Raw genomic sequence first — 18,516 nt, forward strand, 5'->3', positions numbered from 1 at the left:
CGCCTTCGTGAAGTCACTGCGCGAGGACGATCACAGCGGGTTCGACCGCCCCCGTCGGCACTCCCGCCCCCGCACCAAGGAGCGGCCGGACTACGCCGCGCTCCCGGTGGCGCGGGTCATCTCCGTGGACCGCGGCCGGTACCGCTGCACGCTCGACGGCCAGGACCTGACGGCGGTGCGCGGGCGGCTCATAGACCGCAAGGGGGGCGTCCTGGTGGGCGACCGCGTCCGTCTCGACGGCGACACCTCGGGCCAGGAGGGCACGCTCTCGCGCATCGTCGAGGTGCTGGAACGCACGACCGTGCTGCGCCGATCGGCAGACGACGCGGACACGTTCGAGCGCCCGATCGTCGCCAACGCCGACCAGCTGTTCATCGTGACCGCGCTCGCCGATCCCACACCCCGCATGGGCATGATCGACCGCATCCTGGTGGCGGCCTTCGATGCGCGGATCGACCCGGTGCTGTGCCTCACCAAGGCGGATCTGGCCAGCCCCGACGAGCTCCGCGCCGCGTACGACCCTCTCGGCGTGCCGATCCTGGTCACGGACCCAGAGGCGGACCTCTCCGCGATCACGGAGGCGCTGACGGGCCGGGTGACCGTGTTCGTCGGCCACTCCGGCGTCGGGAAGTCCACGCTGGTGAACCGCCTGATCCCCGGCGCGGGGCGCGCCACCGCGGAGGTCAGCGAGCTGACCGGCAAGGGGCGCCACACCTCCACCTCCGCCATCGCCATGGAGCTGCCCGGCGGCGGCTGGATCATCGACACCCCCGGCGTCCGGTCCTTCGGGATCAGCCACGTGCAGACCTCGTCGATCCTGGGCGCCTTCCCGGACCTGGCCGAGTTCGCCGAGGACTGCCCGCGCGGCTGCAGCCACATCACCGGCGTCATCGAGTGCGCGCTCGACGACGCAGTCGCGGAGGGGAAGCTCGCACCGGAGCGCCTGGCATCCTTCCGCCGCATGGGCCGGGCGTTCGTCTGAGCCCGCGCCGCGCATCGCGGGCCATGTCCCTGAACTCACCGGGCAGGGTTACCCACTAGGTTTGGCCCCATGGCTGTTTCGAGGGACCTCACTGACGACCTGCGCCTGGCGCACCTCATGGCGGACGACGCGGACTCGCTGTCGATGAGCCGGTTCAAGGCACAGGACCTCCGGTTCACCAGCAAGCCGGACAACACCCCGGTCACCGAGGCCGACACCGCCGTCGAGCAGTCGATCCGTCGCACGCTGGCCCGGACCAGGCCCAGGGACGCCGTCCACGGCGAGGAGTTCAGCGACACCGGGGAGTCGTCGCGGCGCTGGATCATCGATCCCATCGACGGCACCAAGAACTACCTGCGAGGCGTGCCCGTGTGGGCCACCCTCATCGCGCTCGAGGTGGACGGGCAGATCGCCGCCTCGGTGGTCTCGGCCCCGGCCCTGAACAGGCGCTGGTGGGCCACCACGGGCGGCGGCGCATACACCGGCCGCTCAATACTCAGCGCCACGGAGCTGCGGGTGAGCCGGGTGGCGGAGATCGGGGACTCGTCGCTGTCCTACTCCGACATCGCCGAGTGGGTCGAGACCGGGCGGGGCCAGGGCTTCATCGACCTCATGCGCAACTCCTGGCGCACCCGCGCCTACGGCGACTTCTGGAGCTACATGCTGGTGGCCGAGGGCTGCGTCGACGTGGCGTGCGAGCCTGACCTCGCGCTCTACGACATGGCCGCCCTGGACGTGATCGTCCGCGAGGCGGGCGGGCGCTTCTCCAACCTCGACGGCGTCGACGGGGTGGGAGGGCCGGGGGCGCTGGCGACCAACGGCCTGCTCCATCAGGCCGTGATGGACCACCTGCGCCCCCCGGGCTGAGCGCCGGGGAAGCCCGGTCTCAGCCGAGGACCCGGACGCGCACCGTCTCGTCGAGCGCTTCCAGGTCCGCGAGGAGCCCGTCGTACTTCTCCCCCTGCACGTCGGTGACCACGTAGCCCAGCTGCCCGCGCGTGGCGAGCGTCTGCGAGCCGATGTTCATGTTGTGCGTGGCGAAGAGCTGGTTGAGGCGGGCCAGCACGCCGGGCACGTTGTGGTGCAGGTGCACGATCCGCGCCGTCGACGTGGGGCCGGCCGGCACCTCCGGCAGGTTGACGCTCATCGCGGTGGAGCCCAACGTCTCGTAGTCGTTGAGCTTGCCCGCCACGAAGCGGCCGATGTCCACCTGGGCCTCCTGGGTCGAGCCGCCCACGTGCGGGGTGAGGATCACGTTGCTGAGGCCCTGCAACCTGGAGACGAAGGGCTCGTCCTTGGCCTTGGGCTCCGAGGGGAACACGTCGATCGCGGCGCCGGCGATGTGACCGGAGACGAGGTTGTCGTACAGCGCGTCGAGGTCGACGACCGCGCCGCGGCACAGGTTGAGGAACAGCGAGCGGGGACGCATCTGGGCGAACTGCTCGGCGCCGAACATGCCCGCGTTCTCGGGGCGGCCGTCGACGTGCAGGGAGACGGTCTCCGCCTGGGCCAGGAGCTCCTCGAGCGAGTCGACGCGGCGTGCGTTGCCCAGCGCCAGCCGGTCAACGAGGTCGTAGAAGAGCACCCGCATGCCCAGCGCCTCGGCGACGATCGACAGCTGCGAGCCGATGTTGCCGTAGCCGATGATGCCCAGGGTGCGGCCGCGCACCTCGTGCGAGCCGACGGCGGACTTGTCCCAGATGCCTGCGTGCATGTCGCGGTTGCGGTCGGTGAGCCGGCGCGCCATGGAGATGATCTCGGCGACGGCGAGCTCCACGACGGAGCGGGTGTTGGAGTAGGGGGCGTTGAACACCGCGACGCCGTGGTCGGTGGCGGCGTCCAGGTCGATCTGGTTGGTGCCGATGCAGAAGGCGCCGATGGCGCTCAGCCGGGTGGCGGACTCGAGGACCTTGCGCGTCACGTAGGTGCGCGACCGGATGCCCAGGTAGTCGACGCCCTCGAGGGCGGCCATGAGGTCGCGTTCGGCGAGCGCTCCGGGGCGGCTGTCCACCTCGTAGCCCTTGGCCTGGAGCGCCTTGACGGCGTCGGCGTGGATGTTCTCAAGTAGCAGTGCCTTCACGCTGGGCATTCTAGGCCCGTGCGCCCCGGCGCCCCGAACCCGTCCGCTCGCGGCGTACGGAGGCGCTGGTCAGAGGGTGAGGGTCGCGTCCACGAGGGCGGCCGTGTAGGGGTGCCGGGGCGAGCCGAGGACGTCGCCGACGGCGCCCTGCTCGACGATGCGCCCAGCGTTGACCACCACCACCCGCTCGCACATGTGCCGCACGATCGCGAGGTCGTGCGACACCAGCACGAGCGTCAACGAGCGCTCCGCCACCTCCGCCATGAGCAGGTTGAGCACCTGGGCCCGCACGGACACGTCGAGCGCTGAGACCGGCTCGTCGGCCACCAGCAGGGTCGGGTCGCTGATGAGGGCCCGCGCGATGGCGACCCGCTGCCGCTGCCCACCCGAGAGCTGGTGCGGGAACCGGTCCATCATCTCCTCGGCGAGGCCGACGCCGAGCAGGGCGCCCGTGATGACCTCTCGTGTCGGGTGCGGGACGTCCCCGCGCCCCCGCAGGACCGGGGAGCGCAGCGGTTCGGAGACGATGTCGGCCAGCCGCATCCGGGGATTGAGGGACGAGTTGGGGTCCTGGAACACCATGGAGGCGGCCGCCCGCAGGAAGCCCCGCTCCCTCTCCCGCAGCCCGACGATGGAGCGGCCGTCGACGATCACGTCACCTCGGGACGGGGCCTGCAGCCCGAGCATCAGGCGCGCGATGGTGGTCTTGCCGGAGCCGGAGCCGCCGACGATGCCGAGCCGCTCCCCCCTCTCCACCGTCAGGTTCACGCCGTGGAGGGCGACGAACTCGGTGCCTGCCCTGCGGTAGGTGACTTCCGCCTCGCGCAGCTCGACCAGGCTCATGCGGGGACTCCCGGATAGAAGTCGGCCACGCTAGGCAGGGGCTGGCCGGGAGGGACCCGGTCGACGCGCGCGGAGGCGATCAGGCCCTGGGTGTAGGGATGGCGTGGGTCGGCGACGACCTCGTCGATGGGGCCCTGCTCGACGATCTCACCGTCCAGCATCACGGCCACCACCTGGCACACCTGGCGGACCACGGCGAGGTCGTGGGACACGAAGACGGCCGCCCTGTCCGCCAGCTCGTCCGCCAGCAGCTGGAGAATCTGGCGCTGGACGAGCACGTCCAGCGCGGTGGTGGGCTCGTCGCACAGCACCAGCCCCGGGCGGTTGGCCAGCGCCATGGCGATCAGCGCGCGCTGCCGCTGTCCGCCGGAGAGCTCGTGGGGATAGGAGCCCGCGATCCGCTGCGGCTCCGCGATCCCGACGCGGCCCAGCCAGCTGAGCACCTCGTCGTGGATGCTCCCGCGACGCTCACCGTGGTGGAGCGCCACCACCTCGCCCACCTGGCGGCCCACCTTCATGGTGGGGTCCAGCGCGGTCATCGGCTCCTGGAAGATCATCGAGACCTCGTCTCCACGGAGCCTGCGCAGCTCCCTCTCCGGCAGCCCGACGAGCTCCCTGCCGTCCAGCCGGATGCTGCCGGTGACCTGCGCGTGCGCCGGCAGGAGCCCCATGATCGCCAGCGCCGTCACGGACTTGCCCGACCCGGACTGTCCGATGATCCCCAGCCGCTCCCGCTCACCGACCGTGAAGCTGATCCCCCGGAGCGCGGCCTTCTGCCGGCTGCCGAAGGTGACGCGGAGGTCCTCGACCTCGAGGTGGCTCATCTGATCTCCCTCAGCCTCGGGTCGAGCACGTCTCGCAGGCCGTCGCCGAGAAGGTTGAAGCCCATCGTGGTCACGGCGATGGCGAGGCCCGGCCACAGCGCGATGAGGGGCGCGTTGAAGATGTATCCCTGGGCGTCGCGGAGCATCCGTCCCCACGTCGGCGCCTCGGGCCCCGATCCGAGGCCGAGGTAGGACAGCCCCGCCTCGGCGAGGATCGCGATGCCGATGCTGACCGAGACCTGGACGCCCAGGACGGGGGCGATGTTGGGGAGCACGTGACGCCAGGCGACGGCGAGGTGGGGCGTGCCGCTGAGCCTCGCCGCCTCGACGTAGCCCTGGCTCATCACCTGAAGGGTGGCCGCGCGCGCGATGCGCACGAAGGCGGGGATCGACGCCAGCGCGATGGCCATCATCGCCGTCCAGGTGGATCCTCCGAGCGCCGCCGCGAAGAGGATCGCCAGGAGCAGCGCGGGGAACCCGTAGAGGATGTCGGCCAGGCGCGCGGGGATCTCCCCCGCCCAGCCACGCACCATGCCCGCGAGGATGCCCAGCGGCACGCCGAGTGCCGCCGCGACCCCCACCGAGACGATGCCCACCATGAGGCAGATCCGCGCGCCGCTGATCAGGCGCGACGCGATGTCCCCGCCGAGGCCGTCGGTGCCCAGCAGGTAGGGCGCGCCGGGGGGTTGCAGCGGTGCGGAGACCACCGCGTCGGGCGGGAACGGGGTCCAGAACAGGCCGACCACCGCCATCAGGACCACGCCGCTGATCAGGGCGGCGCCGGCGTAGAGCGTCGCGTGCCTCATGGCGCCTCGCCGCTTCGACGCAGCCGCGGGTCGATGAACTGATAGGCGATGTCGATGAGGAAGTTGATGGACAGCACCGCCCAGACCAGGAGCAGGACGATGGCCTGGACCACGCCAAGGTCGCGTTGGGACACCGCCAGCAGCAGGGACGAGCCAAGCCCGGGCAGCGCGAACACCTGCTCGATGATGATGGCCCCCACCAGCAGCGTGGCGAGCTGCAGCCCTATGACGGTCAGGAGCGAGATGGCGGTGTTGCGGACGCCGTGGCGCCACAACGCCCCCGTCCGCGACCAGCCGACGGCGCGGGCGGTGCGGAAGTAGTCCTCGTGGAGCACCTCGAGCACCGAGCTGCGCACGTAGCGGGAGATGACGCTGGCCTGGACGATGGCCAGTGAGGCCACGGGAAGGATGAGGTGGGTGGCCCAGTCCCCCACCGAGTCCCAGTAGGACACGTAGCCGCCGGCCGGCAGCCACCGCAGCTGCACGGCGAAGATGACGACGAGCCAGATGCCCGCCCAGAACGCGGGCACGGCCAGGCCAACCTGGGACAGGGCGGAGACGGCGACCCCGTCGAGGTGTCGACGGCGCATCGCCGCGTAGGCACCCACCGGGAGCGCGATGAGGATGGCCACGATCATGCCGAAGAAGATCAGCCAGGCCGAGACCTCGAGCCTGGCGGCGATGAGCGGCGCGATGGGGCGCCGGCTGATGTACGAGACCCCGAAGTCGAAGCGGACGGCGCCCCACAGCCACTCCAGGTAGCGCGTGAGGAAGGGGCGGTCCAGCCCGAGTTCGGCGCGGAGCCGCTCCGCCTCGCCGGGCGAGGCGTTGGTCCCGAGGATGACCTGGGCGATGTCCCCGGGGAGGGCGTTTGTGGCGGCGAAGATCAGCAGGGACGCCAGCAGGAGGCTCGCGAGCAGCCAGGCCACCCGCACGCCCACCCGGCGAAGGGCCATGTGGGTCAGCTCCTGGCGGCGATCGTGGTGAGGTCGAAGGCGAGGCTGATCTGGTTGGCCTGGATGCCGGAGATCTCCGGTGTGGTGATGATGAGGTTGGGCAGGAGGAAGAGCCAGTCCGCCGCCGCGTCGTCGGCGAGGATCCGCGCTGCCTCCTTGAGCTTGGCCACCTGCTCCTCCGGCGTCCCCGCGTCGGCCTCCGCGATCAGGGCCTGGAACTCGGGGTTGTCGTAGCCCCAGTAGTAGTCCGGGTTCGCGAACGCCCCGAGGTCCCTGGGCTCGACGTGGGCCACGATGGTCATGTCGTAGTCGTGGGCCGTGTAGACCAGATCCAGCCAGCGGGCGGGGAACTCCAGCTCGTCGAGCACGACGGTGATCCCCACCTCCTTGAGCTTGGCCGCGATGAAGCGCCCGGCGGGCGGGCCGTAGGGCAGGTTCGGCACCCGGAGGCGCAGCGTCAGCCCGGTGGCGAAGCCGGCCTCGGCGAGCAGTTCCCGCGCCTTGGCCTGGTCGTACACGTAGGTGTCCGAGAGGTCCTCGAACCAGGGATCCGTGGGCGGCACCATGGAGCCGATGAGGGTGCCCTTGCCGCCCCAGACGGCGTCGACCAGCGCCTGACGGTCGATGGCGTGGTTGATGGCCTGGCGCACCTTGAGGTCCTGCAGGGCAGCGGTGCGGTGGTTGAAGCCCAGCACCACCTCGCCGTCGGTGGTGCCCTCGTGGACCGTGAAGCGCTCCTCGTCGGCGAACTGACCGATGGCCTGCGGCACCGTCAGGTTGGACACGATGTCCAGCTGGCCGGCCAGCATGGCCGTGTTCATGGCGTTGGGGTCCGCGTAGTAGCGGAAGAAGACCGAGTCGAAGCGGGTGGGCGTGGCCCAGTAGCTGTCGTTCGCCTTGAGCTCCACATAGGAGCCCTCTTCCCACTTCACGAACTGGAACGGCCCGGATCCGGCCGGGGCCGTGTCGAGGTTCGCGGCGCCGGTGGGGTCGGTGACGATGCCCGCAGGGCCCGTCATCTCGTAGAGCCATTGATTCGACGGCTGGCTGAGCGTGACCTCGACGGTGTCCTCGTCGGTGGCCTCAATGGTCTCCACGAGCGCCCACTTGCCCTTGATCTGGTCCGTGGCCGACTCACCTCGGTTCCGCTCGAAGCTCTGCACGACGGCCTCGGCGGTCACGTCGGTGCCGGAGGCGAAGCGTGCACCCTGGTCGATGGTGAAGGTGTAGACAGTGTTGTCCTCCGACGTGCGCCACTCGGACGCCAGCAGCGGACGGATGGTGCCCTCGCCGTCGAGCTTCACGAGCGTCTCGTACACGTTGTACAGCAGCACGAACGGCGTGCCCGCGCCCGAGACGGTGATCATGTCAAGGCCGGCGGGCTCCCCCGTGGCTCCGATGTTCAACGTGCTGACCTGTTCCTCGACCGCCGGCGGCCGGGTGCAGGCGCTGAGCACCACAGACAGGAGGAGGGCCACCACGATCCCCAGGGTGCGGGCTCGGCGCATGTTCTTCGTGTTCCCTTCCGGCAACGGGCAACGGCGTGGTCAGTCTACCGCTGGGGCACACCGGGCGCCGTGTGGATTCGCGCGCGGCGTAGCGCGGAGGAACCGGGCAGGATAGGCGCCATGGCGGAGGAGGAACGGCACGGCTTCTCGTGGCACGACACCGGGCGGGCGCTGCAGCGGGCCTCGGTGCAGGCGTTCGACCTGTCCGAGCGCACGGCGCGGCGGGGGTGGCGGTCGCAGCAGCGACGCGTGGGGCGGTGGCGGTCGCGGCTGTTCATGATCATGCAGATCGCCCTGGCGGCCGGGGTGTCGTGGGGGATCGCGAGGCGCCTGCTGGGCCACGAGGAGCCGTTCCTCGCCACGGTCGCGGCCATCATCTGCCTGGGGTTCTCGTTCGGCCAGCGGCTCGGGCGCGTCGTCGAGGTCGCCGTCGGAGTCACGATCGGCGTGTTCGTCGGAGACGTGTTCGTCCACTTCTTCGGCACGGGGGTCTGGCAGATCGTCCTGGTGGTGGCCATGGCGATGTCGATCACCACCTGGCTGGGCGCGAGGACCCTGATGGTGACGCAGTCCGCGGTGCAGGCCGCCGCGGTACTCACGGTGCTCCCTGGGGTCGACGCTGGAATCTCGCGCTGGCAGGACGCTCTGGTGGGCTGCGCGGTGGCCCTGTTGTTTGCGACGGTGGCGCCCACCTCGCCGATCGACCGGCCGAGGATCATCGCGGCGAAGGTGCTGCACGAGGCCGCCCTGACTGTGCGGGCGATGGTGGGGGCCCTGCGCACGGGGGACGTCGACGAGGCCGAGCAGACGCTGGAGCGCGCCCGGGCGACGGAGGCCGAGCTCGCGGAGCTGCTGTCCGCGGCGCAGGAGGGGATGGCCGTGGTGCGCACCTCGCCGTTCCTGCGGCGGCACCGCGACACGGCGCTGCAGGTCTCGGATCTGGTGGTTCCGCTGGACAGATTCATCCGCAACCTGCGCGTGCTGGCGCGGCGATGCGCGGTGGCCACCTACCGCGGGGAGACGGTGCCCGGAGAGTACCTGGCCCTGCTCATGGAGTTTGCTCAGGTGATCGACGAGTGCGCGGCGGAGCTGTTCGCCCGGCGCCTTCCGACGGCGAAGCTCGGCGCGCTGCGCGACCTGGCCGAGCGGTCGGCGCACGTGCCGATCCTGCCGAGGTTGTCGTCGACGGTGGTGCTCGCCCAGGTCCGTTCGATGCTGGTGGACCTGATGGAACTGTGCGGCGAGGACTACACCGACGCGCGCGACGCCGTGCCCGACATGGACTGACCGGTCAGTGTCCGCGGGTCTCGAGGACGGGCCTCACGAGCTCCCCGCCGGTCTCGTCGGTCCCCGCCAGCTGGGCGAGCACCTTGTCGAGCACGATCCGGGCCAGCTCGTCGACGGGTTGCCGCAGGCTGGGCAGCCCGATGGCACGCGCCACCGGGGTGTCATCGAAGCCCACCACGTCGGGCCTGGTCACCCCGGTGTTGTGGATGAACGCGCCCAGCGCGAGCGCATCTGAGGCGCAGACGGCGGCCGTGGCGCCCCGTGCCAGCAGCTCCCCCATCCCCGCGCCGCCTGCGTCGACGGAATCCTCGCCCTCCACTGTGAGCAGGGCCGCCTCGTCGTCGGTCAGGCCCAGCGCCTCCTGCCAGCCCGCCCGCCGGTCCGCGCCCACCGGCGAGCCGTCCGACCAGCCGATGAACCCGATCCGCGCGTGGCCGCGCCGGAGCAGGAACCGGGCCGCCTCCCCCGCGCCCCACCGTCCGTCGACGTCCACCCATGCCTCGTGGTCCGGACCCGCCCACGGCCTGCCGAAGGCGACGAACGTCACGCCCTCCTCCGCGAGCTGGTCTGGACGTTGGTCGCCGGTCCAGGTGTCGGTGATGATCCCGGCGTCGATGGCGAGGCTGGCGCGCAGCTCGACCAGCCGCTCGACCTCCTCGTCTCTGTCGGAGGCGGGAAACACGACGACCCGGTAGCCGCGCTTGTCGGCGGCCATGACCACCTCACGTAGCAACCCGTCCATGAAGGCCCCAGAGATGCCGTTGCGCGGGGGGCTGAGCCGGATGCCGAGCGCCATGGCCCGCTGGTTGCGCAGCGCCCTCGCCGCCACCGACGGGCGGTAGCCTGACCGGTCGATGGCGGCCTGGACGCGCGCCCGGGTCTCCACCCGCACCCGGTCCGGGAAGTTGATGACGTTCGAGATGGTCTGACGCGAAACCTTGAGTTCCGCGGCCAGGCTGGCGAGCGTCGGCTTCTTCATCGGGCCTCCGTTGATCGTTCAAGGTGCCGCAATGCTGTCGCCGTCAGGAAGCGGGTGTCAACGGACTCGGCCGAATCGTTATCGTTCTGACACCGCCCGCGTGGCACGTCGCCACGGCCCCAGGCGCGCCGGGGAGGTCTCGGGCCGGGCGGGTATGTCAGTAGCGCAGAATGGCCGCGAGCTCGCTGTCAGGCACCACTTCCTCCGAGGTGGCGTGGACCATGCCCCCGTTCGTGAGGGTGGCGACGGCGGCCGCCTCCACCTGCTCGCACATCGCGTAGCGGTCGTCGGTGCCCAGCCTCACCACGGCGGGTTCGCCACCGTCGAGCACCCGCTCCCAGCACCAGGGGTCCGCACGCATGAACAGCGTGTCCACGCGTCCCTGCTCCGCGGCATCGCTGACCGCGTCGGCGTCGGTGGACACCTGGCCGCCCGTGGCGAGGAGCGCGCGGAACCGCTCGATGAGGCGGGTCCGTTCGGCGCGCAGCCGGCCCTCGATGAGCGGCCAGGCCACCTCGTGCAGCGCGTCCGCGGACAGCTCGTCGGGGCTGCGGTGGACCGCCTCGTCGAGCACCCCCGCGTAGGTGTTGACCTCCCGGTAGGCGGCCACGTTCTGCTCCAGCCCCACGAGGAGAAGCGGCGCGCTCTGGCCGGCCAGCACCTCGCGGAGGCCTGCCTCCACCTCGCGGAAGAAGCGGAGGACGTCGTCGCGCTTCGCCTCGTCGGCGCCCACGCCGTGGCCGTAGAACACGGCTCTGCCGCCGCGACCCGCGTTGAGGGTCCGCGCCATGGAGTCCGAGCGGCCGCTCGGCTCCACCACGTCTGCCAGGCTGGTGGGCACGTCGTCGAGCTCGATCTGGCGGACGGTGTGACGGGTGCCGTCCATCAGGCGCACGGAGCCCTGACTGATGGCCAGAAGAAGGAAGTGCGCGTCGCCGGACAGCAGCCGCATGAGTGGGCCAGTCACGAAGTGGTCACCCACCGCAGCGAGCGTGGGCAGCGACGCGGGGATCCGCACCATCTGCGACCCTTCGGAGGTGAGGAACATGGCCAGGCCGTCGCTCATGAACTGCCAGGCGAAGTTGTTGTTGAGGAGTTCGCGGGCGGGAGCCAGGAGCGCATCGACGTCTGCGCGCCGCAGGTCCTGCAGGAGCAGGGCCTCGGCCCCGGTGACGAGGTTCTTCCACACCACCTGATCCGCTTGGATGCCGGCTCCGAAGCGGTGGGTGGGCAGCATCAGCGACACATGCGGCCCCTTGACCTCTGAGGCAGCGAGAGCCTGGATGTCCGAGCGGTTCAGTAGGTCCATGGATCCTCCTCCATCGGTGGGATCACTCCAGCCTACGACGACTGACCGGGCTCCGTCCGGGCCTTCACAAGTTCACCTGCGGAGCTTGGGCGCAGGGCTCACCCGGCCGAACCGAGCGCGAACGGGAGCACGGCCGCGGCCCCGGCCAGCAACAGGATCCGCCCCGCGACGGTGATGGTCCAGCGGGAGTCGACGAGGTCGTCCACCAGGAGGACCGGTCCGTCGAGACGCGTCAGGCGGGCCGCCATGTCCGGGGGCACGGTGAATCGATCCCAGACGTCTCGAACGCGGAACGCGCTGTTGGTCGAACCCCTCAGACGGTCCGCACTGGGGCTCAGGCCGAGGGGACCCAGCAGTTCCAGGCGCCCGGCGGTCGCGATGCCGGTGGCGAGCGACTCCACCAGGCGTGGGCGTCCGAGGCTCGGCACCCACGCGACCGCGACCGGACGGGCGTCCCACTCCCACTCCCGCAGGACCCGGAGGCAGGCCCTCCCCAGTTCGGGAGGCACCTCGGCGTCGACCGGGTTTCCGTCCCGATCGGAGGCGAACAGTTCACGCAGCGGCCCGCCCCACCCCAGGTCCGAGAGCCGGGCGACCGCACGCCCGGCGGCGAGCAGCTGCTCGGGCGGGATCTTGCCCCGGACCGGGCGACCGTCGACCCGGACGCCCAGGCTGTCCAGGCCGCTCGGCCACAACGCACGTGGGGCGAGCGGGACGCCCACGCGGTCCAGTGCCGACTGCGCGTCCTGGCCCGCCGTCAACGTCACCTCGGTCGGGTACCAGGGGCCCGCACAGGCGTCGCACCGGCCGCAGGCGGCGGTATGCGGGTCGTCCAGCTCGGCGGTCAGGAACGCCATGCGGCACTGGTCGAGTTGCTCGTAGGCGAGCATCGCGCGCTGCTCGTGGAGCCGGGCGGCGGCGATCCGGCCGTAGCGGTCGGCGTCGTAGGTCCACGGGGCACCCGTCGAGACCCACCCGCCCTGCACCGATCTCACCGCGCCGTCGACCGCCAGCACCTTGAGGAGCAGCTCGAGCGGACCCCGCCTGATGTCGACGCGGGCCTCCAGTGCGGCCACCGACAAGGGGCGGTCGGCCCCGGCGAGGGCCTCGAGTGCCGCATCGGCCTTGCGCTGGGTCGGCATCGCGTTGGTGGCGAAGTAGTGCCAGATGGCCTGATCCTCCGCGCCCGGCAGCAACAGGACGTCGGCGCTCTCGGTGGCGCGGCCGGCCCGGCCGACCTGCTGGTAGTACGCCACCGGTGAGCTCGGGGCCCCCAGGTGGACGACGAACCCGAGGTCGGGCTTGTCGAAGCCCATCCCCAGCGCGGACGTGGCGATCAGTGCCTTGACCTCATTGCGCTTCAGCGCCTCCTCGGCGACCAGTCGCTCCGCCGGATCGGTGCGGCCCGTGTAGGGCAGGACCCGGTGGCCGGCCTTCGCCAGCAATGCGGCCGTATCCTCCGCCGCGGCGACGGTGAGGCAGTAGACGATGCCGCTGCCCGGCAGCGCCCCGAGATGCTCGCTGAGCCAGGCCAGGCGGCGCCAGGGGGTGCCGAGATCGAGGACGCCGAGCCGCAGCGAGTCGCGCGCCAGGGCGCCGCGCAGGGTGAACACCTCATGACCGCCCGCCGCCATCTGTTCGGCCACGTCGTCGACGACGCGGGAGTTGGCCGTGGCGGTGGTCGCCAGGACGGGCACACCCTCGGGGAGTTCCGAGATGAGGTCGCGGATGCGCCGGTAGTCGGGCCTGAAGTCGTGCCCCCAGTCCGAGATGCAGTGCGCCTCGTCGATGACCAGAAGGCCGCAGGACTGCACCAGCCGCGGGAGCTGCTCCGCCCTGAACACCGGGTTGACCAGGCGTTCAGGCGACACGAAGAGCACGTCCACCCGGTCGGCGTCGAGCGCCTGCTCGATCTCGGACCACTCGGTGACGTTGGCCGAGTTGATGGCCGCTGCGCGCACGCCGGCCCTCTCGGCGGCCGCGACCTGATCCCGCATGAGCGCCAGCAGGGGCGAGACGATCAGGGCGGGCCCCGATCCGGCCCTGCGCTGGAGCAGCGCCGTGATGAAGTAGACCGCGGACTTGCCCCAACCCGTGCGCTGCACCACCAGCGCGCGGCGATGATCCGCCACGAGCGCCTCGATCGCCTCGAACTGGCCGGTGTGGAAGTCGGCGTCGGAACTCCCGGTGAGCGCCCTCAGGATCTCCCTGGCCTCGTCGCGGAGACCGGCCGCCCCGCGCTGCACCGCCGGGGCGGAGGCCGGGGCCGCGACGGCGGGCTGAAGGCCGGCGGGAACGGAGGGCTCCCACAGCCACTGCTCGTCGAAGTCGTCCGGCGGCAGGGTCTCCGGGTCCGGTGGCGGCTCGTCCAACCAGGCGTGGGTCATCATGTCCACCACCCTGCCACCACGCGCTGACATTCCCTCATCACAGCGATCGACCGACGCGCCCAGGCCGGCCGACCTGCGGTGAACATGGAAGAACTCCCGCCCAGCCGTGGCTGGACGGGAGTTCCTGTGTGGTAGCGGGGACAGGATTTGAACCTGTGACCTCTGGGTTATGAGCCCAGCGAGCTACCGAGCTGCTCCACCCCGCGTCGCTCTGACAACTATAGGGACTGCCCGCGGACAATCCAAATCGAGGACGATCGAGCGACGGGGGCACGGGTCAGGGGCGACCCTCGGGGACCGTCGTCTTGGCCGGGTCGCGCTCGACAATGCCGCTCAGCACCTGATCGATGCGCTCCATGAGGTCCGTGGGGATCTCGACGCCGCTCGCCTTGACGTTCTCGGCGATCTGCTCGGGACGCGAGGCCCCGATGATCGCGGCGGCGACGTTGTCGTTCTGCAGCACCCACGCCACCGCGAGCTGGGCCATGGTGAGGTCCACCTCGTCGGCGATGGCGCGCAGGCCCTGCACCTTGGTGAGCACGTCGTCGCGCATCCAGCGGCTGATCATGCCCTGGCCGCCCTTGGTGTCGGTTGCACGCGACCCCTCGGGAGCGGGCTGACCCGGCTTGTACTTCCCGGTGAGCACGCCCTGCGCGATGGGCGACCACACGATCTGGGAGACGCCCACCTCCTGCGACGCCGGCACCACCTGCTCCTCGATCACGCGCCACAGCATCGAGTACTGCGGCTGGTTGGAGACGAACGGGATCTTCAGCTCCTTGGCGTAGCGCGCCGCCTCACGGATCTTGTCGGCGGGCCACTCGGAGACGCCGATGTAGAGCGCCTTGCCCTGACGGACCACGTCGGCGAAGGCCGTCATGGTCTCCTCGAGCGGGGTCTCCACGTCGTAGCGGTGGGCCTGATAGAGGTCCACGTAGTCCATCTGGAGCCGCTTCAGCGACCCGTTGATGCCTTCCATGATGTGCTTGCGCGAGAGACCGACGTCGTTGGCGCCCTTCGGGCCCACGGGCCAGTAGACCTTGGTGAAGATCTCCAGCGACTCGCGGCGCTCGCCCTTCAGAGCCTCGCCCAGGACCACCTCGGCGGCCGTGTTCGCGTACACGTCGGCGGTGTCGAACGAGGTGATGCCGTGGTCGAGGGCGGCCCGCACGCACGCGGTCGCGGTGTCGGCCTCCACCTGCGAGCCGTGCGTGAGCCAGTTGCCGTAGGTCAGTTCGGTGATCTTCAGGCCGGAATTACCCAGATAGCGATACTTCATGCACCAGAACCTACTCCCCCGGTCCAGGCCACGCGGTAGCGTCGACCCACGTGAAGAGCACACCACTGCACTGGGCCTCCGGGACCTGGACGACGCCGCCCGACGACTCCCACGAGGAGGGCACGGACCTCGTGGTGACCGCCGCCGAGGGCTCCGACGCGTGGCGGGTCACGTCCTACGGATTCGTCCACGACACCGAGCACGCCCTCGTGGCTCCGTTCCAGACGGGAACGGCGATGGAGGTGGTCTTCACCGCCGACTACTCCGAGCAGTTCGACCAGGCCGGCCTGTTCGTGGTCGCGGCCGCGGACTGCTGGGTCAAGGCCGGCGTCGAGTTCGCCGACGGGCACCCCCAGCTGGGCGCCGTGGTGACCAACCCGGTCTCGGACTGGTCGGTGGCGCCCGTGGACGCGTGGCTCGGCCGTCGCGTGCGGGTCCGGGTGTCGCGCTCGGGGGACGCCCTGACGATCAGGGCCGGGCTCGACGGCGAGCCCCTCGGGCTCGTGCGGGTCGCGCCCTTCCCCGTCGACGCCCGCGCCGCGGCCGGGCCGTTCACGTGTGCCCCGACCCGGTCGGGCCTCGTGGTGCGGTTCCACGAGTGGACCGCAGGGCCGGCCGACGAGGCCCTCCACTGAGCCGGGGTCCCGCTGCCCGCCGTCGGCTAGCCTTGCGCGCATGACCCAGGCCGCCCTGCACTACGAGCTCACCCAGGACCGCCTCGACAACGGGCTTCAGGTGGTGGTCGCACCCGATGCCGGGGCGCCCGGTGTCGCGGTGAACCTGTGGGTGGAGGTCGGGTCCGCCGACGAGGCGCCCGGCCGGACGGGGTTCGCCCATCTGTTCGAGCACCTGATGTTCCAAGGCTCCGGACAGGTGGCCAGCGGCGAGCACATGGCCACCATCGAGTCGCTGGGCGGCACGGTCAACGCCACCACCTCCACCGATCGCACCAACTACTTCGAGACCGTCCCCAGGGGCGCGCTGGACCTGGCGCTGTGGATGGAGGCGGACCGGTTCGCGTCGCTGGCCATCACGCCCGAGAACTTCGGGGCCCAACGTCAGGTCGTGAAGGAGGAGAAGCGGCAGCGCTACGACAACCAGCCCTACGGGGACCTGCTCGAGTTGCTCACCGCGCAGCACTTCGCCCCCGATCACCCGTACGGACACCTGACGATCGGCTCCATGGAGGACCTCGACGACGCCTCGCTGGCCGATGTCGCGGCCTTCTTCGACGCCTGGTACCGCGCCGGCAACATCCGGCTGGTGCTGTGCGGCCCTGTCTCGGGGGACGAAGGCCTCGAGCTCGCGCAGCGCTACTTCGGCGGCCTTCCCGCGCGGCCCGGTCCGGCACGGGGGCCGATGCGGGAGACGCGGTCGCCCGGCCCCTCAACCGTGGAGGTCACGCGGACCGTGCCGCACTCGCTGGCGTACCTCTCGTGGACCACCCCCCCGGCCGCGCACCCGGACCAGCCGGCGATCGACCTGGCGCTCGCGGTGCTGGCAGACGGTCATACCTCGCGCCTCCACCGCTCGCTGGTGCGGCACGGCGACATCGCCCACGAGGTACACAGCGCCTCCCTCACCCACCGGTCGGCGGACTCGATCGCCACGATCCTGGGACGACCGGCCGAGGGCGTGTCCCTCGCGGCCATGTCGGACGCCATCCTTGAGGGGGTCGCAGGCCTGGCCGAGCGCGGCCCCAATGAGGACGAGCTCGCCCGCGCCGTGGCCCAGTACGAGCGGGACTGGCTGTGGGAGCTGGCCACGACGAGCGGCCGCGCGGACGCGATCAACGAGGCGTGGCTGATCCACGGCTCGCCGCACGAGGTCAACACGCACCTGTCGGACGTGCTGGCGGTCACACCCGACGACGTCGCCGCAGCCGCCAGACGGTGGCTCGCGCCCACGGTGGCACACCAACTCCACTACAAGGCCGAGGAGAACCGATGAGCCGCCCCGAGGTCACGCTGGGTGCTCCCTGGCTGTTCCCCACCCCCTCCGTCGGCACGCTCGCGTCCGGGCTGACGGTGTGGCACTTCGACCTGCCAGGGCAGCACATCGCGACGTTCGAGGTGGTCCTCAAGGCGCCACTGTCCGGCGAGCCGGCCGACCGCGAGGGCGTGGCCACCGTCGCCCTGCACGCCGTCGACGAGGGCACCCTCAGCCACCCCGACGGCGCCATCGGCGAGCTCCTGGAACACCAGGGCGCGACGCTGCACGGCACCGCACGCCAGCGTTACACCACCCTGGGCGGACAGGCGCCCTCCCGCAGGTTGGCCTCGGTCCTCCCGCTCTTCACCGAGGTCCTCACCGAGCCGGCGTTCGACGAGCGTGATGTCGCGCACCACGTCGAGGCGCAGGTGGCCGGGTACGACTCCAAGCTCGCCTCCCCCTCGTCGGCCGTCCGCCTGGCGCTGCGCCGGGAGCTGTTCGGGGCCGGGCACCGTGACGGCCGCCCCGCCGCGGGCACCCCGGAGACGCTCACCGCGATCGGTCCCGACGACGTGCGGCGCTGGCACCGCACCCATTTCTCGCCGGTGGGCGCCACCCTGCTGATCGCCGGCTCGCACGCCGCCGAGGCCCTCAAGGCGATGGCTTCGTGGGCCGCGCCGTCACCGGTGCCCGCGTCCCCCGTCGCGGCTCCGGAGCGCCCGCCCCGGATCGTCGTCGTCGATCAGCCGGACGCGGTGCAGGCCACCATCGTGGCCGGGAGACGCACCGTGTCGCGGCTGGATCCACGGTGGGCGGCGCTACGCCTCGCCGGCCAGGCTGTGGCAGGGGCGTTCGCGAGCCGGCTCAACCTCGAGCTGCGCGAGCGCCTCGGCTATACCTACGGCATCAGCGGAGGGTTCTCCCCGGGCACCGACGAGGGGATGTTCACCGTGGGCGGCAGCGTGCGCACCGAGGTCGCGGCAGACGCGGTGGCCCGGCTCCTCGAGGGGCTCGCCCTGCGTGCGCCCTTCGGCGACGCGGAGATCGACGACGCCCGCCGCTACCTCATCGGCGTGGCTCCCCTGGCGAACGAGACCTCCGCAGACATCGTCGCGCAGGCCTCGGCACTCGCCGCGGCGGGGCTCGAGCCGGGGTTCATGAACGACCACTTCGCCCACCTGGCCGCAGTCACCCCGGCGGACGCCACGGACGCCTTCCGCACCGTGGTCACGCCTGAAAGCCTGAGTGTCGCGGTGATGGGCGACGCGGCCGCCCTGGTCCCGGCCCTCGCGGGCGTCGGCCTGGCCGCGGAGGTCGTCGACCTCCGCGGCTGACCGGCTG

Annotated in this window: 16 protein-coding genes and 1 tRNA gene; 6 read left to right on the forward strand and 11 right to left on the reverse strand. The window is 71.3% G+C overall.

Annotation, left to right across the window (positions count from 1 at the left end):
* The first annotated feature begins 7 nt into the window (after positions 1 to 7).
* Both rsgA and ACZK5D_RS06185 read left to right on the forward strand, forming a co-directional pair.
* A complete protein-coding gene (gene rsgA, locus ACZK5D_RS06180) occupies positions 8 to 982 on the forward strand; it encodes a ribosome small subunit-dependent GTPase A (RefSeq protein WP_458993810.1) in 975 nt (324 codons plus the stop codon).
* 69 nt (positions 983 to 1,051) lie between these two features.
* Positions 1,052 to 1,849: an inositol monophosphatase family protein gene (locus ACZK5D_RS06185; RefSeq protein WP_458993809.1), complete on the forward strand. Its 798-nt coding sequence runs from the start codon at positions 1,052 to 1,054 to the stop codon at positions 1,847 to 1,849.
* Positions 1,850 to 1,868: 19 nt separating this feature from the next.
* Here ACZK5D_RS06185 and serA read toward each other — a convergent pair whose 3' ends face one another.
* The 6 genes from serA to ACZK5D_RS06215 all read right to left on the reverse strand — a co-directional run bounded on the left by serA (position 1,869) and on the right by ACZK5D_RS06215 (position 7,999).
* The gene (gene serA / locus ACZK5D_RS06190) at positions 1,869 to 3,062 is read right to left on the reverse strand and encodes a phosphoglycerate dehydrogenase (RefSeq protein WP_458993808.1); all 1,194 of its coding nucleotides are present in this window, start codon (positions 3,060 to 3,062) and stop codon (positions 1,869 to 1,871) included.
* Positions 3,063 to 3,131: 69 nt separating this feature from the next.
* The gene (locus ACZK5D_RS06195; RefSeq protein WP_458993807.1) at positions 3,132 to 3,905 is read right to left on the reverse strand and encodes an ABC transporter ATP-binding protein; all 774 of its coding nucleotides are present in this window, start codon (positions 3,903 to 3,905) and stop codon (positions 3,132 to 3,134) included.
* Positions 3,902 to 4,729, reverse strand: coding sequence for an ABC transporter ATP-binding protein (locus tag ACZK5D_RS06200; RefSeq protein ID WP_458993806.1), 828 nt, complete (start codon positions 4,727 to 4,729; stop codon positions 3,902 to 3,904). Before ACZK5D_RS06200 ends, ACZK5D_RS06195 begins: the two co-directional genes overlap by 4 nt.
* Complete coding sequence (locus ACZK5D_RS06205) at positions 4,726 to 5,535, reverse strand: ABC transporter permease (RefSeq protein ID WP_458993805.1); 810 nt, start codon at positions 5,533 to 5,535, stop codon at positions 4,726 to 4,728. The genes ACZK5D_RS06200 and ACZK5D_RS06205 overlap by 4 nt, the downstream gene beginning before the upstream one ends.
* A complete protein-coding gene (locus tag ACZK5D_RS06210; protein WP_458993804.1) occupies positions 5,532 to 6,491 on the reverse strand; it encodes an ABC transporter permease in 960 nt (319 codons plus the stop codon). Before ACZK5D_RS06210 ends, ACZK5D_RS06205 begins: the two co-directional genes overlap by 4 nt.
* A 5-nt stretch (positions 6,492 to 6,496) precedes the next feature.
* A complete protein-coding gene (locus ACZK5D_RS06215) occupies positions 6,497 to 7,999 on the reverse strand; it encodes an ABC transporter substrate-binding protein (RefSeq protein ID WP_458993803.1) in 1,503 nt (500 codons plus the stop codon).
* Positions 8,000 to 8,119: 120 nt separating this feature from the next.
* On the opposite strand from ACZK5D_RS06215, the gene ACZK5D_RS06220 reads away from it, so the two are divergent.
* Positions 8,120 to 9,286 (forward strand): FUSC family protein, encoded by a 1,167-nt coding sequence (locus ACZK5D_RS06220; protein ID WP_463664662.1) that lies wholly within the window; start codon positions 8,120 to 8,122, stop codon positions 9,284 to 9,286.
* A gap of 4 nt (positions 9,287 to 9,290) precedes the next feature.
* Here ACZK5D_RS06220 and ACZK5D_RS06225 read toward each other — a convergent pair whose 3' ends face one another.
* From ACZK5D_RS06225 to ACZK5D_RS06245, 5 genes are all read right to left on the reverse strand, one after another.
* On the reverse strand, positions 9,291 to 10,265 hold the full coding sequence (locus tag ACZK5D_RS06225) for a LacI family DNA-binding transcriptional regulator (RefSeq protein WP_458993801.1): 975 nt from the start codon (positions 10,263 to 10,265) through the stop codon (positions 9,291 to 9,293).
* 157 nt (positions 10,266 to 10,422) lie between these two features.
* A complete protein-coding gene (locus tag ACZK5D_RS06230) occupies positions 10,423 to 11,574 on the reverse strand; it encodes a baeRF3 domain-containing protein (protein WP_458993800.1) in 1,152 nt (383 codons plus the stop codon).
* Between the two features lie 98 nt (positions 11,575 to 11,672).
* Complete coding sequence (locus ACZK5D_RS06235; protein ID WP_463664663.1) at positions 11,673 to 13,994, reverse strand: RecQ family ATP-dependent DNA helicase; 2,322 nt, start codon at positions 13,992 to 13,994, stop codon at positions 11,673 to 11,675.
* A gap of 99 nt (positions 13,995 to 14,093) precedes the next feature.
* Positions 14,094 to 14,170 (reverse strand) — tRNA-Met (locus ACZK5D_RS06240).
* Between the two features lie 71 nt (positions 14,171 to 14,241).
* Positions 14,242 to 15,243, reverse strand: coding sequence for an aldo/keto reductase family protein (locus tag ACZK5D_RS06245; RefSeq protein ID WP_458993799.1), 1,002 nt, complete (start codon positions 15,241 to 15,243; stop codon positions 14,242 to 14,244).
* A gap of 50 nt (positions 15,244 to 15,293) precedes the next feature.
* Here ACZK5D_RS06245 and ACZK5D_RS06250 point away from each other — a divergent pair, with 50 nt between their 5' ends.
* The 3 genes from ACZK5D_RS06250 to ACZK5D_RS06260 are packed head-to-tail and all read left to right on the forward strand — an operon-like array spanning position 15,294 to position 18,509.
* Positions 15,294 to 15,878 (forward strand): DUF1349 domain-containing protein, encoded by a 585-nt coding sequence (locus ACZK5D_RS06250; RefSeq protein WP_458993798.1) that lies wholly within the window; start codon positions 15,294 to 15,296, stop codon positions 15,876 to 15,878.
* A gap of 40 nt (positions 15,879 to 15,918) precedes the next feature.
* Positions 15,919 to 17,193: a M16 family metallopeptidase gene (locus tag ACZK5D_RS06255; protein ID WP_458993797.1), complete on the forward strand. Its 1,275-nt coding sequence runs from the start codon at positions 15,919 to 15,921 to the stop codon at positions 17,191 to 17,193.
* Positions 17,190 to 18,509, forward strand: a complete 1,320-nt coding sequence (locus tag ACZK5D_RS06260; RefSeq protein WP_458993796.1) for a M16 family metallopeptidase — start codon at positions 17,190 to 17,192, stop codon at positions 18,507 to 18,509. The genes ACZK5D_RS06255 and ACZK5D_RS06260 overlap by 4 nt, the downstream gene beginning before the upstream one ends.
* Positions 18,510 to 18,516 lie beyond the last annotated feature (7 nt).

This window comes from Tessaracoccus yangjingae, assembly GCF_055326235.1.

Excerpts from the sequence above, each read along its gene's own strand:
- ACZK5D_RS06210 (WP_458993804.1), bottom strand. The coding sequence starts at position 6,491 with ATGGCCCTTCGCCGGGTGGGCGTGCGGGTGGCCTGGCTGCTCGCGAGC.
- ACZK5D_RS06215 (WP_458993803.1), bottom strand. The coding sequence starts at position 7,999 with ATGCGCCGAGCCCGCACCCTGGGGATCGTGGTGGCCCTCCTCCTGTCT.
- ACZK5D_RS06220 (WP_463664662.1), top strand. The coding sequence starts at position 8,120 with ATGGCGGAGGAGGAACGGCACGGCTTCTCGTGGCACGACACCGGGCGG.
- ACZK5D_RS06260 (WP_458993796.1), top strand. The coding sequence starts at position 17,190 with ATGAGCCGCCCCGAGGTCACGCTGGGTGCTCCCTGGCTGTTCCCCACC.
- ACZK5D_RS06230 (WP_458993800.1), bottom strand. The coding sequence starts at position 11,574 with ATGGACCTACTGAACCGCTCGGACATCCAGGCTCTCGCTGCCTCAGAG.
- ACZK5D_RS06255 (WP_458993797.1), top strand. The coding sequence starts at position 15,919 with ATGACCCAGGCCGCCCTGCACTACGAGCTCACCCAGGACCGCCTCGAC.
- ACZK5D_RS06245 (WP_458993799.1), bottom strand. The coding sequence starts at position 15,243 with ATGAAGTATCGCTATCTGGGTAATTCCGGCCTGAAGATCACCGAACTG.
- ACZK5D_RS06225 (WP_458993801.1), bottom strand. The coding sequence starts at position 10,265 with ATGAAGAAGCCGACGCTCGCCAGCCTGGCCGCGGAACTCAAGGTTTCG.
- ACZK5D_RS06235 (WP_463664663.1), bottom strand. The coding sequence starts at position 13,994 with ATGTCAGCGCGTGGTGGCAGGGTGGTGGACATGATGACCCACGCCTGG.
- ACZK5D_RS06185 (WP_458993809.1), top strand. The coding sequence starts at position 1,052 with ATGGCTGTTTCGAGGGACCTCACTGACGACCTGCGCCTGGCGCACCTC.
- ACZK5D_RS06200 (WP_458993806.1), bottom strand. The coding sequence starts at position 4,729 with ATGAGCCACCTCGAGGTCGAGGACCTCCGCGTCACCTTCGGCAGCCGG.
- ACZK5D_RS06195 (WP_458993807.1), bottom strand. The coding sequence starts at position 3,905 with ATGAGCCTGGTCGAGCTGCGCGAGGCGGAAGTCACCTACCGCAGGGCA.
- ACZK5D_RS06205 (WP_458993805.1), bottom strand. The coding sequence starts at position 5,535 with ATGAGGCACGCGACGCTCTACGCCGGCGCCGCCCTGATCAGCGGCGTG.